Source organism: uncultured Phascolarctobacterium sp. (genome assembly GCF_958349595.1).
GTDB lineage: Bacteria > Bacillota > Negativicutes > Acidaminococcales > Acidaminococcaceae > Phascolarctobacterium.
In genome coordinates this window covers 30,105-46,727 of sequence record NZ_CATWDQ010000018.1, presented here as the reverse complement: position 1 = coordinate 46,727, position 16,623 = coordinate 30,105, and the positions used below count along the sequence as shown (strand labels likewise).

General features: G+C 49.5%; 14 protein-coding genes and 1 other RNA gene. All 15 read left to right on the top strand.

The window, feature by feature from the left end:
* Nucleotides 1-391 precede the first annotated feature (391 nt).
* The 15 genes from Q4G98_RS10815 to ssrA all read left to right on the top strand — a co-directional run bounded on the left by Q4G98_RS10815 (nucleotide 392) and on the right by ssrA (nucleotide 16,616).
* A complete protein-coding gene (locus Q4G98_RS10815) occupies nucleotides 392-1,135 on the top strand; it encodes a hypothetical protein (RefSeq protein ID WP_177559395.1) in 744 nt (247 codons plus the stop codon).
* Nucleotides 1,136-1,365: 230 nt separating this feature from the next.
* On the top strand, nucleotides 1,366-1,863 hold the full coding sequence (locus tag Q4G98_RS10810; protein WP_177559393.1) for a QueT transporter family protein: 498 nt from the start codon (nucleotides 1,366-1,368) through the stop codon (nucleotides 1,861-1,863).
* A 9-nt stretch (nucleotides 1,864-1,872) separates the two neighbouring features.
* Nucleotides 1,873-2,370 (top strand): preQ(1) synthase, encoded by a 498-nt coding sequence (gene queF, locus Q4G98_RS10805; RefSeq protein ID WP_177559390.1) that lies wholly within the window; start codon nucleotides 1,873-1,875, stop codon nucleotides 2,368-2,370.
* 222 nt (nucleotides 2,371-2,592) lie between these two features.
* Nucleotides 2,593-3,627: a sugar-binding transcriptional regulator gene (locus Q4G98_RS10800; protein WP_177559387.1), complete on the top strand. Its 1,035-nt coding sequence runs from the start codon at nucleotides 2,593-2,595 to the stop codon at nucleotides 3,625-3,627.
* Nucleotides 3,628-3,688: 61 nt separating this feature from the next.
* A complete protein-coding gene (gene gap, locus Q4G98_RS10795) occupies nucleotides 3,689-4,696 on the top strand; it encodes a type I glyceraldehyde-3-phosphate dehydrogenase (RefSeq protein WP_177559404.1) in 1,008 nt (335 codons plus the stop codon).
* Nucleotides 4,697-4,716: 20 nt separating this feature from the next.
* Nucleotides 4,717-6,642 carry a triose-phosphate isomerase gene (tpiA, locus tag Q4G98_RS10790; RefSeq protein WP_301961982.1) on the top strand — a complete coding sequence of 642 codons (1,926 nt, stop codon included), beginning with the start codon at nucleotides 4,717-4,719 and terminating at the stop codon, nucleotides 6,640-6,642.
* Nucleotides 6,643-6,654: 12 nt separating this feature from the next.
* Nucleotides 6,655-8,190, top strand: coding sequence for a 2,3-bisphosphoglycerate-independent phosphoglycerate mutase (gene gpmI, locus Q4G98_RS10785; RefSeq protein ID WP_298564181.1), 1,536 nt, complete (start codon nucleotides 6,655-6,657; stop codon nucleotides 8,188-8,190).
* Nucleotides 8,191-8,205: 15 nt separating this feature from the next.
* Nucleotides 8,206-9,492 carry a phosphopyruvate hydratase gene (eno, locus tag Q4G98_RS10780; protein ID WP_298564183.1) on the top strand — a complete coding sequence of 429 codons (1,287 nt, stop codon included), beginning with the start codon at nucleotides 8,206-8,208 and terminating at the stop codon, nucleotides 9,490-9,492.
* Nucleotides 9,493-9,648: 156 nt separating this feature from the next.
* Nucleotides 9,649-9,882: a preprotein translocase subunit SecG gene (gene secG / locus Q4G98_RS10775; RefSeq protein ID WP_293547243.1), complete on the top strand. Its 234-nt coding sequence runs from the start codon at nucleotides 9,649-9,651 to the stop codon at nucleotides 9,880-9,882.
* A gap of 71 nt (nucleotides 9,883-9,953) precedes the next feature.
* A complete protein-coding gene (locus tag Q4G98_RS10770; protein ID WP_177559375.1) occupies nucleotides 9,954-11,975 on the top strand; it encodes a sodium-translocating pyrophosphatase in 2,022 nt (673 codons plus the stop codon).
* A gap of 246 nt (nucleotides 11,976-12,221) precedes the next feature.
* Nucleotides 12,222-12,956, top strand: coding sequence for a carboxylesterase (locus Q4G98_RS10765; RefSeq protein WP_298564186.1), 735 nt, complete (start codon nucleotides 12,222-12,224; stop codon nucleotides 12,954-12,956).
* Nucleotides 12,957-12,960: 4 nt separating this feature from the next.
* Complete coding sequence (locus Q4G98_RS10760) at nucleotides 12,961-13,377, top strand: PaaI family thioesterase (RefSeq protein ID WP_177559370.1); 417 nt, start codon at nucleotides 12,961-12,963, stop codon at nucleotides 13,375-13,377.
* Nucleotides 13,358-15,694 carry a ribonuclease R gene (rnr, locus tag Q4G98_RS10755; protein ID WP_298564188.1) on the top strand — a complete coding sequence of 779 codons (2,337 nt, stop codon included), beginning with the start codon at nucleotides 13,358-13,360 and terminating at the stop codon, nucleotides 15,692-15,694. The genes Q4G98_RS10760 and rnr overlap by 20 nt, the downstream gene beginning before the upstream one ends.
* A gap of 20 nt (nucleotides 15,695-15,714) precedes the next feature.
* Nucleotides 15,715-16,182 (top strand): SsrA-binding protein SmpB, encoded by a 468-nt coding sequence (gene smpB / locus Q4G98_RS10750; RefSeq protein WP_177559366.1) that lies wholly within the window; start codon nucleotides 15,715-15,717, stop codon nucleotides 16,180-16,182.
* Between the two features lie 87 nt (nucleotides 16,183-16,269).
* Nucleotides 16,270-16,616, top strand: a transfer-messenger RNA (tmRNA) gene (ssrA, locus tag Q4G98_RS10745).
* The last annotated feature ends 7 nt before the right edge of the window (nucleotides 16,617-16,623 follow it).

The window sequence follows — 16,623 nt, the reverse complement described above, 5'->3', positions numbered from 1 at the left end:
TAAGCCCTTAAACGTCGAAAGTACTTGGCTGGAAGCGGCCTGGGAGGATAGAAAGTTGCCGGTTAGCAAAAAGACCTATACCATTTGGTATAGGTCTTTTTGCTATGTGGTGACTTTTAACCGACCAGGGAACCTGGGAAAAGCGAATCGCTGGTCGGCTCACGAGCGAAGAGAAGTGAACGACCGAGACAGAGAGCTTTCACATAGCAGGCGACGAAGAGGAGCATGCGCGTGTGATAGAAAGCTCTTGTAGCAGAAGTATTGCGCAGCGAGATAACATCCTCTGACCGCCGGTGTTCTAGGTAGAACGTCGCTACATAGGTGTATATATTTTTGCAATTGACTTTACGTATTTGATGACTTAATATAATGACCATGAAGGGAGTTTGATATGATGAATTGGAAGAAAAGTAGTGCCGTTTTAATGATCTGCACCTCGATGTTATGTAATACAATGTTTTTGAATGTCGTTGCAGCGCAAGAAATAACAAGAAGTAACATGAATGCCTATGATCCTTTTGCCGATGATGAAGTAGTTGTGGAAGATAATCTTACAATGAAAGAAAGATTGGCTAAAATTAAAGAGGAGGAAAGGCAGAAGATTTCGGGATCTACGATCGATGGTGTCTTGCCAGGACATGTTTATATTCCGAAAGGAACTAAACTCAAGGTTGAGTTAGTGAATGCTGCAAATTCTAAAACGCATAAGAAAAATCAGGAGGTTGATATAAAAATCATTGATAATTTGATTGTTAATGGTGTTGTTGTAATACCTAAAGATACACTTGGCAAGGCATATGTTTATGAAGCGCAGAAAGCTGGTGGGTTTGGCAGAAAAGGCGTTTTAAAAATTGCCGGTAAAGAAATTAAAACCGTGAATAATATCGCTGTACCTTTAAAAAAGGGTATAATAGGTATGGGCAATACTGATGGGGGAGCAGTTGCAGTTGCTGCTGCAGTAAGCTTGGTTGGTGGATTGTTTATGAAAGGCAGCAATATTGACTATCCTGCAGGAACTGATTTTGAAGTTGAAGTTAGGGAGAATGTTGACTTACAAGCTACTCAGGAGAACTTAGAAGAGGTTATGACTTCTAATGTACCGCATGGTATTGAAATACAGGTTGTTACTAATTAAGATTTTCTGGTTGCAGACAGTTCCGGCACTTGCAAAACTGCCGGAACTTTGTTATAATGCGTAAGTAATCAAATAACAGACAGTTCGTGACCATCCTGTCTCAAAATAAAACTACGGGTGTTCTGCTTCAGGCAGAACTGTTTTAACATGGATGGGACGAAAATTTTTATTTTCGTCCTTTTTTATGTAGTTCCGTTCTTGGTCACTGGCAAGAAAGGAGCATCAGCTTTATGAAAAATCTTACTAAAACACAAAAATTGACTATTTCCGCCTTATGTATGGCTTTATATCTGGCAGTGATGATGTGTACGCAAAGTTTTGCTTTTGGGCAGTATCAGGTACGGATTGCCACGGCTTTATATGGCCTCAGCGCTATTTTTCCGTTTCTGGTAATTCCCTTTGGCGTAGTAAATGTACTGGCTAATACTCTGATGGGTGGTTTGGGACCTTTGGATATGCTGGGCGGAGGCTTAGTCGGCATTCTGACCAGTTTGGTGATCGTTTATGCTAAACGCCATAATTTAGGTAATTGGGCAGTTATGCTGGCTATTACTTTAGTGCCGGGGCTGGGTGTGCCGGTCTGGCTTTCCGTATTGCTGGATCTGCCGTATTGGCTGCTGGCTTCTACTGTTCTGGTAGGTCAGTTTATTTCCGGTATCGTTGGTATGGTACTGGTAACGGCTTTGGAACGCTGCGAAATATTTAATTTTGCTTCAGCAAAGAAATAAGGAGGATTTATGACTTCGGGAAGAGACCAAAAAGAATTGACAGGTGTGAGCCTGTTAGGGAATAAAACCAATTATCCTACAGACTATGCGCCGGAAGTACTGGAAGCTTTTATGAATAAGCATCCAGGCAATGACTATTTTGTTAAATTTAACTGCCCGGAATTTACGAGCCTGTGCCCGATGACGGGACAGCCTGATTTTGCTACGATCTATATCTCTTATGTGCCGGATCAGAAACTGGTTGAGAGTAAGTCGTTAAAGCTGTATTTGTTCAGCTTCCGCAATCATGGTGATTTCCATGAGGATTGTGTGAATATCATTATGAAAGACCTCATCAGACTGATGGAGCCTAAATACATAGAGGTATGGGGCAAATTTACTCCGCGCGGTGGTCTGGCGATCGATCCTTATGCCAACTATGGCAAGCCGGGAACAGAATGGGAAGCAGCAGCTAAAAAGCGGTTGATGATGCATGATCTGTATCCTGAAAATGTAAGTTACCGTTAAAAATATGTTGTTTTGAAGCCGAAGAAGTTTCTTCGGCTTTTTACTTTTAGAGCATGATTTAACAAATAAATTATGATTTGTTGCTATTTTTAACACGATAGCACTTTTTTTCTTTTATGCCTTGTGCTACAATAGACTAAATGAAGATTTCTGAAAATTTATTTTTAGAGCTAGTGGGACTTAAAATGGACCACGAGGGACAAAATATGCTGGGAGATCACTATGGACAGTATTATTAATTTACAGAAGAAAATCGTTCCCGAGCTTACGAATCTTTTAGTTCAGAGATACCAGATCCTGCGGCAGGTGAGCCATGAGCATCCGATAGGACGCAGGGCTTTAGCGGCCAGACTGGGCTTGAGCGAAAGAGTATTGCGGGCGCAGGTGGATTTTCTGAAAAACGGTGGTTTACTGGCGTTTTCTTCTGCCGGAATGTCGGTGACAGAAGAAGGTGCTGATATTCTGAAAGAACTGGCTGATTATGTGCGCAAACTGCAGGATCTGAATTCTTTGGAACAGTTTTTGTGTGACCGGTTGGATATTGGCCGTGTTGTTATCATTCCCGGAGATTCCGATCAGGAAGAGGTAGTTAAGCGTGAAATTGGCCGTTCGGCAGCGCGGATACTTGGAAATCTGCTGAATGACGGTAAGGAACACATCGTTGCCGTCAGCGGCGGGACAACGATGGCTGCTTTGGCTGCCAATGTGAGCGGCAATGAGCCTAAAACAGTTGTTGTGCCTGCCCGGGGGGGGCTGGGTGACAATGTCGAACTGCAGGCGAATACGATAGCCACGGTTTTAGCGCAGCGGCTGGGAGCTTCCTACAGGCAGCTGTATGTTCCTGACAGTGTCAGTGAAGAAATTTTGAACAGTATCCTGGCAGAGGATATTGGGGTCAAAGCCGTTGTCGATATCATCAAACGGGCCGATATCCTGGTGCATGGCGTAGGACAGGCTTCGGTAATGGCCCGGCACCGCAGGCTGCCTCCGGAGTTTATCAAAAAGCTGCTGGATGACGGCGCTGTAGGCGAAGCCTTTGGTCAGTACTGCGCTTTAGATGGCAGGCAAATCTATATGACTAATAATGCCGGCCTGATGCTGCAGGATCTGCCTAAGATCGGCACCGTTATCGGCGTAGCCGGAGGACGGTCTAAAGCAGCGGCCATTTTGTCGGTCATCAGGGCTTCCCGTCAGGATATATTGATCACTGACGAAGCAGCGGCTCACGATATAGTGAAGATGCTGGAAAATGATTAAGGTTACAAGGCACATTAGTGCAAACATATAATTTGCTTAAAGCATAACAAGGAGGAGTTTTATTATGACAAAAATTGGTATCAATGGTTTTGGCCGCATCGGCCGCGAGGTTTTCCGTGTTGCTTTTACTAATCCTGAGGTAGAAGTGGTTGCTGTTAATGATTTGACTGACGCTGCAACTTTGGCTCATCTTTTGAAATATGATTCTGTACATGGCACTTTTCCGCATGAAGTAACTGTTGATGGCGATAATATCGTTGTTGACGGCAAAAAAATTAAAGTTATCGCGCAAACCGACCCGGCTAAACTGCCGTGGGGTGAATTGGGCGTAGAGATCGTAGTTGAGTCTACCGGACGTTTTACTGAAGGTGAAAAAGCAAAGGCCCATTTGACCGCCGGCGCTAAAAAAGTCATTATTTCCGCACCTGCCAAAGGTGAGGATATCACTATCGTTATGGGCGTTAATGAGAAAAAATATAACGCTGCCGAGCATCATATCATTTCCAATGCTTCCTGCACTACGAACTGTCTGGCGCCGTTCACGAAAGTACTGCTGGAAAACTTCGGTATCGAAAGCGGCTTGATGACTACAGTCCATTCTTATACCAATGATCAGAAGATCCTTGATCTGCCACATAAGGATCTGCGCCGCGCCCGTGCTGCCGCCATGTCTATTATTCCTACCACTACCGGCGCAGCTAAAGCAGTTTCGCTGGTACTGCCGGAAGTCAAAGGCAAATTGAACGGTTTCGCTATGCGTGTACCGACACCGAATGTTTCCATTACTGACCTGACGGTTGTTTTAGAAAAAGACACTACTGCCGAAGAGATCAACGCTGCTTTGAAAAAAGCTGCTGAAGGTGAATTAAAAGGCATTATGGGTTACAATGAGCTGCCGCTTGTTTCCAGAGATTACAACGGCTGCCCGCTGAGCTCTATCGTTGACGGCCTGTCTACGATGATGGTCGGTAAAAGAATGGCTAAAGTTGTCAGCTGGTATGACAACGAATGGGGTTATTCCAACCGTGTGGTAGATCTTGCCGCTTACATTGCTAAACAAGGCCTGTAATAAAGGAGTATGTCATTCTAATGGATAAAAAGAACCTGCGTGATTTAGACGTTGCCGGGCAAAAAGTACTGGTACGCGTCGATTATAATGTGCCGATGGACGAAAACGGCAAGATCACTGACGATACCAGGATCCGTGCTTCCCTGGAAACGGTTAAATATCTGCTGGAGCATAAAGCTGCGGTTATTTTGATGGCGCATTTAGGGCGTCCAAAAGGACAAGTGAATATCAAATACAGCCTGGCGCCGGTGGCCAAGCATTTAGCGAAGCTGCTGAACGTATCTGTGGCTTTTGCCGGCGACTGCATTGGCGCAGAGGCCGAAAAAGCAGTACAGAAGCTTAAACCCGGCAAGGTTTTACTGCTGGAGAATCTGCGCTTCCATAAGGAAGAAGAGCAGAACGATATGGATTTTGCTGAAAAACTGGCTGCGCTGGCAGATTTATATGTCAATGACGGTTTCGGTGTTTCACACCGCGCGCATGCCTCGGTAGAAGGTGTTACGCATTTTCTGCCCTCGGCAGCAGGCTTTTTGCTGGAAAAAGAGATCCGTTTTGTCGGTCAGGCTGTGGAAAATCCGCTGCATCCCTTTGTGGCGATCATCGGGGGCGCTAAAGTTTCCGATAAGATCGGCGTGATCGAAAATCTGCTGGAGAAGGTCGACGCACTGCTGATCGGCGGCGGTATGGCCAATACTTTTTTAGCTGCGCAAGGCCATAAAATGGGCAAGTCTTTAGTCGAAGCAGATAAGATCGTTTTAGCAAAAGAACTGCTGGCAAAGGCTAAAGCACGTAAAGTAAAATTGCTTTTACCGGTAGATCTGGTCATGGCGGAGGCTTTTGCTGCCGATGCCGCTCATAAAGTTGAAAAAGTAGCGAAGCTTGACCAAAATTATATGGCCCTGGATATTGGCCCTGCGACCAGCGCGTTATATCAGGACGCGCTGCAGGACGCTAAAATGATTGTATGGAACGGCCCGATGGGCGTTTTTGAAATGGATGCTTTCTGTAAAGGCACCGAAGCCGTTGCACAGGCCGTTGCCAAAAGCCGTGCCGTGAGTATTGTAGGCGGCGGCGATTCGGTAGCTGCTATTGAAAAGCTGGGGCTGGCTAAAAAAATCACCCATATTTCCACCGGCGGCGGCGCTTCGCTGGAATATCTGGAAGGCAAAGTCCTGCCGGGTGTTGCGGCTTTGGACGATGTCCGCCGCAAAATCGTGGCCGGCAACTGGAAAATGCATAAAAATGTGAACGAAGCTGTGGAACTGGCTGAAGATATCGTTAGCGATACTAACGGGACTTTGAATGAAGTTGTCGTTTTCCCGCCGTTTACAGCGCTGGAAAGCGTGGCTGAGGCTATTGACGGCAAGCATGTAGGCTATGGTGCTCAAGATCTGCACTGGGAAGATGAAGGAGCATATACCGGGGCTGTTTCCGGTAAAATGATCGCCGACATCTGTGCCGAATATGTTTTAGTTGGTCATTCTGAACGCCGCACCATGTTTGGTGATAATGAAGTGGCTATTGCTAAAAAAATGCGCGCCGCTTATCGTAATGGTTTGAAACCGATGCTGTGTGTGGGCGAAAATGCCCAGGAACGTGCCGAAGGCAAGACCTCGCGCAAGATCAGCATGCAGCTGAAAAGTGCGCTCAAGGGAATCACGCCTGAGGAAGCAGAGGTCCTGGTAGTCGCTTATGAACCCTTGTGGGCAATCGGCAGCGGCCAGGCAGCAACTGCCAAAGATGCGCAGGAGGTCTGCCAGCTGATCAGGACCAGGCTGGAAAAATTATTCTCGGCCGAGATCGCGCGTAAGGTACGTATCTTATATGGCGGCAGCGTCAATGCTAAAAATGCCGCCGATTTCGCTATCAGTGGTATCGACGGAGTACTTGTGGGCGGAGCGAGCCTGGATGCGCAGGCATTTTCGGCTATCGCGCGCAGTATATAAGGGGTGGCGGAAATGGCAAAACAGCCGCTCTTACTGATGATCTTAGATGGCTGGGGTATTGCCCCGGCAGGGCAGTATAACGCAGCTGCTTTGGCAAGAACACCTAATCTGGATGCTTTGTTTGACCAATATCCGCATACGCGGTTATCCTGCTCAGGCGAAGCCGTGGGCCTGCCGGACGGGCAGATGGGCAATTCTGAGGTCGGTCACCTGAATATCGGCGCCGGACGCATCGTTTATCAGGAACTGACAAGGATCACTAAAGCTATCAAAGACGGCGATTTTTTTGAAAATGACGTTTTAAGCAGAACGATGCAGGCCGTGAAAGCTGACGACAGCGCGCTGCATCTGCTGGGGCTTGTTTCAGATGGCGGTGTGCACAGCCATATCAGGCATTTGTTCGCACTGCTGGCAATGGCCAAACGGCAGGGCCTGACTAAGGTCTATGTCCATGCTTTTTTAGATGGGCGTGACGTGGGCCCGCAGACTGCCGATGGCTATCTGGCAGAGCTGGAAGCGGAGCTGCAGCGGCTTGGCGTAGGCAAGATAGCAACTGTGGCAGGACGTTACTATGCTATGGATCGTGATAAACGCTGGGAACGTGTGCAGAAAGCCTATGACGCTATGGTGAGCCATGAAGGCGCTGTCTGCACCGACGCTGTCAGCGGCGTGCGTGCGTCTTACGCAGCGGGTGTTACAGATGAATTCGTAGTGCCGTTCATAACCGCGCCTGAAGCAGAAGCCTGCGTCAAAGCCGGTGACGGGATGATCTTTTTCAATTTCCGTCCCGACAGGGCCAGACAGCTGACCAGGGCTTTTGTAGATGAGGATTTTCCTCATTTTGCACGGCCGCAGACGGCACGCCCGGTAAAGTTTGTCTGTATGACTCAGTATGATGAAACTATCAAAGCGCCGGTGGCTTTTGCGCCGGAAGCTTTGGCGGATACTCTGGGCAAGGTGCTGGCTGGCCGGCAGCTTAAGCAGCTGCGGATCGCCGAAACTGAAAAATATGCTCATGTGACCTTTTTCTTTAACGGCGGCGAGGAAGAACCTAACGCCAGTGAGGATCGGGTCCTGATCCCTTCGCCTAAGGTGGCAACCTATGATCTGCAGCCGCAAATGAGTGCGGAGCTGGTGACGGACAAGCTGCTGGAACTGCTGGACGCAGATAAGTATGACGTAGTGATCCTGAATTTTGCCAATCCCGATATGGTAGGGCATACAGGTGTGCTGCAGGCTGCTGTCAAAGCCATGGAAACCGTCGATACCTGCGTTGGCCGCATTATTGAAAAAATACTGGCGCTGCAGGGAACGGCCTGTATTACGGCTGACCACGGCAATCTGGAGAAGATGCTGGATGAAACGACGGGGCAGCCTTATACGGCCCATACGACGAACCAGGTGCCGTTTTTAGTAGTCAGCAAGGCAAAGCACACGCTGCGCGAAGGCATTTTGGCGGATATTGCGCCGACGCTGCTGGAGCTGCTGCAGATCAGGCAGCCTGCTGCGATGACAGGGAAAAGTCTGTTAACAGATAAAAATAAATGATGAGGTGAAGTTAGAGTGGCAATGATTACTGAAGTATATGCAAGAGAGATTTTGGATTCCCGCGGCAATCCGACTGTCGAAGTCGAGGTTTGTCTGGAAGACGGTTCTATCGGCCGCGCAGCTGTTCCTTCCGGGGCGTCTACCGGTGTGCATGAAGCGGTAGAACTGCGTGACGGTGACAAAACCCGTTATCTGGGCAAAGGCGTCACCAAAGCTGTCGATAATGTCAACGATGTTATCGCCGAAGCTTTGATCGGCCTGGAAGCGACCCGTCAGGTAGAAGTCGATGAGATGCTGATCCGTCTGGATGGGACCCCGAATAAAGGTAAATTAGGCGCCAATGCTATTTTGGGCGTTTCCATGGCTGTTGCCAAAGCCGCTGCTGCTTCTGTAGGCCTGCCGCTGTATCTGTACCTGGGCGGCGTTGTGGCGCAGGAGCTGCCGGTGCCGATGATGAATATCCTGAACGGCGGTCAGCATGCTGACAATAATGTCGATATCCAGGAATTTATGATCATGCCTGTCGGCGCTGCAAGCTTCAGCGAGGCGCTGCGGATGAACGCTGAGATCTATCATGGCTTGAAAGCACTGCTGAACGCTAAAGGACTGGGGACCGGTCTGGGCGACGAAGGCGGCTTTGCACCGAACTTGAAATCCAATGAAGAAGCTATCGAAGTTATTTTGGAAGCTGTCAAAAAAGCAGGCTACAAGCCGGGCGAAGATATTATGATCGCTTTGGACGTAGCCGCCAGCGAATTTTATAAAGACGGCAAATACCAGATGGAAGGCGAAGGTTTAGTCAAAACCTCCAACCAAATGGTTGATTATCTGGCTGCTTTGTGCGCAAAATATCCTATCGTTTCGATCGAAGACGGCCTGGCAGAAGATGACTGGAAGGGCTGGAAAGCGCTGACGAAGAAACTGGGTGACAAAGTGCAGCTGGTGGGCGACGACCTGTTCGTTACTAACGAGCAGCGCCTGCTTGAAGGTATCAAAAACGCTACCGCCAACGCTATTTTGATCAAAGTCAATCAGATCGGTACTTTGACCGAGACCTTCAACGCTATTGAAACTGCGAAACGCGCAGGCTATACCTGCATCATTTCGCACCGCAGCGGTGAGACCGAGGATACTACTCTGGCCGATATCGCCGTTGCTGTCAATGCCGGACAGATCAAGACCGGCGCGCCGGCGCGTACCGACCGCGTTGCCAAATATAACCAGCTGCTCCGCATCGAGGAAGACCTGGGCGGCGCTGCTAAATATAAAGGCAAGGCTGTATTCTACAATATCAATAAATAACCGGCAGAACGGCTATTTTGGAGCAGGGCAGATACCGGACGTGTATTTGCCCTGTTTTTTGGTAAATTTTGTACAATTTTTTATATTTTACCGTTGTAAGCTGTATGACATTATGATAGAATAGTTAGGTACTAAGTAAAAGAGGAGGTAAGCTTTGTGATTGCAACTGTCTTAATGGTATTAGACGTAATCGTCTGTATCGCCTTGATAGCGTCTGTGTTAATGCAGTCCGGGAAGGGCTCAGGCTTGTCAGATGCGTTCGGCGGAGGCGGTGGTGGCGCCTTCTTCGGCAAGGGTAATGATGTTGATACTTTAATGGCTAAAGTTACGATTGGTTTGGGTGCTGCTTTTGGTATCATTACGCTTGCTCTGGCAAAAATCAACGGTTAATTTGGTTAAAAAGAACGCTTTGCGTTCTTAATTTTTAAAAACTCAAAAGAAACAGAAAGGGGATCAATGTTTTGAGTACTTATTTAATTTTATCTGTAGTCGTCGGTCTTGTTGCCCTCGGCGTGGCAGTAATGCTCAGCAACGCTATCAGCGCTGCTAATGCCGGTACTGCCCGTATGAAGGAGATCGCTGGCTATATCCATGAAGGCGCAATGGCATTCTTGTACAGAGAATACAAATATCTTGCTGTCTTCATCGTTGTTGTTGCTGCAATTATCGCTACATTCTTATCCGTAAGCACTGCACTCTGCTTTATCGGCGGTGCTGTTTTCTCCATCTGCGCAGGTTACCTGGGCATGACCGTAGCTACTAAAGCTAACGTCCGTACGGCTGAAGCTGCCCGTCACGGCATGAGCGAAGCTCTGAAAATCGCCTTCTCCGGCGGTGCTGTAATGGGTCTCGGCGTTGTAGGCCTTGGTATTGCCGGCCTTTCCGTAGCTTATTTTGTTTTTGACCGTAACATCGATATCGTTACCGGTTTTGGTCTGGGCGCAAGCTCGATCGCTTTGTTTGCCCGTGTTGGCGGCGGTATTTATACCAAAGCTGCTGACGTTGGCGCTGACCTTGTTGGTAAAGTTGAAGCCGGTATCCCGGAAGACGATCCGCGTAACCCTGCTACTATCGCTGATAACGTAGGCGATAACGTAGGCGACGTTGCCGGTATGGGCGCTGACTTGTTCGAGTCCTATGTAGGCGCGATCATCTCCGCTCTGACTCTGGGCGCTGTGGCATATCCCGGCGGCGAAGGCGTAGAATTTGTTTTCATGCTGGCTGTTGCAGGTATCCTTGCTTCTATCATCGGCGTTATGTTTGCCCGTTCCAGCAAATCTCAAAACCCGCAGGCTGCTTTGAACAGCGGTACTTACATCGGCGGTGCTATCGTTATCGCTGCTGCCGCTTATCTCTCCAGCAATCTGTTCGGTTCTTTGAGTGCTTTCTGGGCTATCGCAGCCGGTCTTCTGGTTGGTATGATCATCGGCAAGATCACCGAGATCTATACCTCTGCTGATTACGGCAGCGTCAAGAAAATCGCTCAGCAATCCGAAACCGGTCCGGCAACTACTATTATTGCCGGTTTGGCAGTAGGTATGTATTCTACTTTCTGGCCTATGCTTTTCATCTGCATCGGTGTAATCGTATCCTTCTTTGTTATGGGCGGCGCTACTAACGGCGGCATGGGCCTGTTCGGTATCTCTCTGGCTGCTGTAGGCATGCTCTCCACTACCGGCTTGACCGTTGCTGTTGACGCTTACGGCCCAATCGCCGACAATGCCGGCGGTATTGCTGAAATGTCCGAGCTTCCTCCTGAAGTTCGTGAGATCACTGATAAACTTGACTCCGTTGGCAACACTACTGCTGCTATCGGTAAAGGTTTTGCTATCGGTTCCGCTGCGCTTACCGCACTGGCTCTGTTCTCTGCTTATGCGCACACCGTTAACCTCACTAATATCGACCTGCTGAACCCTGTAACTCTGGTAGGTCTCTTCATCGGCGCAACTCTGCCGTTCGTTTTCGGCGCTATGACCATGGAATCTGTTGGTAAAGCCGCTTATGAAATGATCGAAGAAGTTCGTCGTCAATTCCGTGAGATCCCCGGCTTGCTGGAAGGCAAAGGCAAAGCTGACTATCGTAAATGCGTAGATATTTCTACTGCTGCTGCCCTGCACGAAATGGTTCTGCCCGGCGTGCTGGCAATCGTTGCTCCGCTGCTGATCGGTTTCCTTTTTGGTACCGAAGCATTGGGCGGCATGATCGGCGGCTCTTTGGCAGCCGGCGTACTGGTAGCTATTTTGATGGCTAACGCAGGCGGCGCCTGGGATAATGCTAAAAAATACATCGAATCCGGCGTTCATGGCGGTAAAGGCAGCGAAGCTCATAAAGCAGCTGTTACCGGCGACACCGTAGGCGATCCGTTTAAAGATACTTCCGGCCCGGCAATGAACATCCTCATCAAATTGATGACGATCGTTTCCCTGGTATTTGCACCGGTTCTGGCTGCTCATGGCGGTATCCTCCTGGGCTTCTTTAAATAAGAATTGTAAGTTGTTTGTAAAATCCCACATCTTCGGATGTGGGATTTTTTTAGTGAGCGCCGTTTAGTCACGAAGTGAATAAACGTGACGGCAAACTATCCAAAAGACGCGACTGAATAAGGAGCGTTGTGGATTACCTATTCCGACGAAGTCGGCAAAACTGGCGATGGTATTTTGAAGCCTAGTGAAAACACATATCAGTGTGATATAATATTATAGTATAAGTAAGATTAGGAGCGTAAGACAGTGCAGTCATTCAGCGGTAATGAAGAATTTTTCTTTCAGGGCAGTAAACAGGGCGTAGTCCTGGTACATGGCTATACAGGGGCTCCGGGTGAGATGCGCCTGCTGGGCGAATATCTCCGGCTGCAGGGACTGACGGTGCTGGGCGTGCGTTTGGCAGGACACGGCACTACGCCGCAGGAGCTGAACGAGACGAAATGGCAGGACTGGTATCAGGCTGTAGAGGACGGTGTGCAGCGGCTGTGGGAAATTTGCGACAGCGTTGCGATAGTCGGGCTGTCCATGGGCGGACTGCTGACGATCAAGGCGGCGGCTGAACTGCCGGTCAGTAAAGCCGCAATCCTGGCCGCGCCAATCTATGTCTGTGACAGGCGCGCACCTTATCTGCCGCTGCTGCGCTTTTTTATCCGTTACCTGAAAAAGCGGCAGCGCCAGTATCAGGTGCCGGCAAGCTACAGCGTCTGTTACCACTTGATGCCGGTCAAACCGCTGAGCAGCCTTTTTGAGCTGGTCGATCTATGCAAAAAGAAGTATTTAAAGGCCATCAAAATACCCTGCCTGGTGATGCAGTCTAAAGTAGAGCATACGGTAAAACCTGCCAGCGCTCAATATATTTACGACCATCTGGGCACGGCTGTCAAAAAACTTGTCTGGTATCATCATTCCGGCCATATCCTGACCCTGGATAATGAACGGGACGATGTTTTTGCAAAAATTTATGAATTTTTAATGGAGTAAGAAAATGCAGGAAAAAGAATATACCTGGTGCTTTGCCTGCGGCAAAGATAACCCTATTGGTTTAAAAATGGAATTTACGATGGATGCCGAAGCGTGCGTAGCTTATTTTACGCCGCAAAAAGAACATCAAAGCTATGACGGCAGAATGCATGGCGGGCTGATCAGCGTCTTGCTGGACGAGATCATGGGCCATTATCTGTTTACAACTGAAGGAAAACCTGCCTATACGGCAAAAATGGAACTGCGTTACCGCCAGCCGGTCATGATCGGTGAAACGGTAAAATGCGTGGGCCGGCGTTTGAAACAAAAAGGCCGCCTGGTAGAAATGCAGGGCCAAATAATTACGAAAGACGGCATCGTAGCTGCTGAAGCAGTAGCTAAAATGATGCTGGAGGACAACAATGCAAGCGAAAAGCAGTAAAACAACAATATTAGATTTTATGCGGGGCAGCTCGTATGCGCCGCAGACAGCGGAAGAACTGATCGAAACGATCCCCGTTACGGGCAATCTTGATCACTTCTGGAAGGACCTGCTGGAACTGGAAGAAAACGGCGATATTATCAAGACCCGCTTCGGTACCTATGGACTGCCTGAAAAAATGGGTCTGGTAGTCGGGCGTTTTCAGCTCACCAGCAAGGGCTTTGGCTTCGTGATCCCTGACAACAAGGGCGAGCGCCCCGATGTCTTCATTCCGCCCCGTGCTTTGGGCGGCGCCATGAACAACGACCGCGTCATGGCACGTGTGGAAAGCTCCAGCGGCGGCAAGAAGCCGGAGGGTGAGATCATTCGTATCATCACCCATGCCAACAACAAGATCGTCGGTATTTTTCATCAAAGCGGCGATTTTGGCTTTGTCACGCCTGACGACAAACGGATCGGGCAGGACATTTATATCATGAAACGTCATTTCGGCGGCGCCAAGACCAATCAGAAGGTCGTGGCAGAAATCACCCAATGGCCGGTAGAACGCCGCAATGCCGAAGGTAAGGTCATTGAGATCCTGGGCAATGTGGGCGACGTGGGGCTGGAGATCCTTTCGATCATCAAGCAGAACGACCTGCCGCTGGAATTCCCGCCGCAGGTCCTTGAAGCCTCGAAGCGGGTGCCGAAAAGCATCAAGCAAAGCGAACTGGCAGGCAGGCGCGACCTGCGCGAGCTGCCGATCGTGACTGTCGACGGCGATGACGCCAAGGATCTGGACGATGCCGTCTATGTGAAGCAGCTTGGTAAAGACGAATTTTTACTGGGCGTACATATCGCCGATGTCAGCTATTATGTCAAAGAAAACGCTATTCTGGATAAAGAAGCCCGTGAGCGCGGCACCAGCGTCTATCTGGTAGACAGGGTGCTGCCGATGCTGCCGGAACGCTTATCCAACGGTATCTGCAGTCTTAATGCCGGTGAAGACCGGCTGACCATGTCCTGTGAGATGCGGATCGACCGTAAGGGGCGCATTCTGAGCTACGAGATATTCCCGTCCGTCATCCACGTTCGGCACCGTATCAGCTACCGTATCGTGCGTGAGATACTCGTCAATGGCGATGCGGAACTGACGCAGAAATATGAAGACGTAGTACCGATGCTGAAACTGATGGAGGAGCTGTGCCTGGTGCTGCGCAAAAAACGTACCACGCGCGGCGCTATCGACTTTGACCTGCCGGAACAGAAGGTCATTTTAGATGAACAGGGCCGGCCTGTGGAAATCGTGCAGCGTGTCCGCAGTATTGCCGAGTCTGTGATCGAAGAATTTATGCTGGCCGCCAACGAGACCGTGGCGCGCCATATGTTCAATCAAAAGTGGCCCTTTATCTACCGGGTCCACGATCTGCCCAACGAAGAAAAAATGAAAGATTTAGCCAAGCTTCTGGCTAACTTTAATGTCAAGCTGAAGGTCAGCGAAGAAACCAAGCCGATCGAAGTGCAGAAGGCCCTGGCAGCAATGTCCGGCAAGCCGGAAGAACGCCTGGCGGCTACCGTGGCCCTGCGCTCGCTGAAACAGGCTGTTTATCAGACCGAGAATATCGGTCACTTTGGCCTGGCGGCAGAATATTATACCCATTTCACCTCGCCAATCAGACGCTATCCTGATCTGATCGTCCACCGCCTGCTGCATGCCTGGATCAGCGACCCGACGATGAACGCCGGGAAAAGCGAAAAACTGGAGCTGAACCTGGATGCGATCGCCGAGCATGCCTCGATCCGCGAACGGGCGGCCGCAGAAGCAGAGCGGGCTACCGTTGACCTGAAAAAGGCGGAATATATGGGCGGTCATATCGGCGAAGAGTTCGACGGCGTTATTTCCGGCGTCACAGCTTTCGGAATGTTTATCGAGCTGGAAAACGGCGTCGAAGGTCTGGTGCATATTTCCAGCCTGATGGACGATTATTATGAGTTCTACGAGGACAGATATGCCCTTGTAGGCTCGCATACACGCAAGGTCTACCGTTTGGGTGACCCGGTGCGGATCGAGGTCTTACAGGTCAATATCGCCGACAGGAACATCGATTTTATCATGGCCGGCGAAAACGACGCTGCCCGTGACCGCATCAAAGCACAGCTTTTAGGCCAGCGCAGCCATGCTTCGGCCCGCAGCGCGGTCGAAAAAAGCGGCGGCAAAAAACAGGGCAAAAAAAGCCCCCGCAAAAAGCCGCTGGAAAAACGCGGCAAAGGCGGCATTGGCGGTAATAAATACGCTAACCATGCCAAAAACAGGAAAAAAGGCCGCAAGAAAAAATAATCATGACCAGGTGAACAATAATGGCAGAAAAGAAAATCAAGATCATTGCGGAAAACAGAAAAGCCCGGCATGATTTTACGATCCATGAAACCTACGAAGCCGGTATCGAGCTGACAGGCACCGAAGTAAAATCACTGCGGGCAGGCAAAGCCAATATGAAAGACAGCTATGCCCAGATCACCAAGACGGCTGAGGTCTATGTCTATAACCTGCACATCAGTCCTTATGACCAGGGCAACCGCTTCAATCACGACCCGCTTCGCAACCGCAGGTTGCTGCTGCACCGCGAGGAAATACGCCGCCTGATCGGCAAGGTAAAGGAAAAAGGCTACGCTTTGGTGCCTTTGAAAATGTATTTTACCCACGGGCTGGTAAAAATGGAGCTGGCGCTGGCCACAGGCAAAAAGCTGTATGATAAACGGCAGGACCTGGCCAATAAAGACGCCAAACGTGAAATGGAACGCGCCATGAAGGAGCGAAACCGCTAAAAGTTGCAGATTCTTCACAGGGCAGCGCTTGCAAGCAGCAGGCGCCTGTGTTAGAATAATTAGAGCCTTACAGGCCATACTTTAACCGGGGATGTACTGGTTTCGACGGGGGTAGGTGTGGTATGATAAGCGAGCCGTGGTTCCGTCAGCACGTTAAACGGCGGACGTTTAAAGTAAACGCAAAAACTGATTACGCTTTAGCAGCTTAATGCTAACGTCTTTCCGATCCTCCTCCCATGGGAACGGAAAAGACGCAAACAGTGGGATACCCGCAGGCCAATTCTCGGAGGCCGGCAGGGGAAGCTCATCGAGATAGCGACCGCGAAGCCTGCCGCTGGGCGTCAAGGAAGCGAAAGCTAAAATAACGGCTGCGCTCGGAGAAAGTCATATTGCAATATTTTCGGACAGGGGTTCGACTCCCCTCATCTCCACCAATTGCAT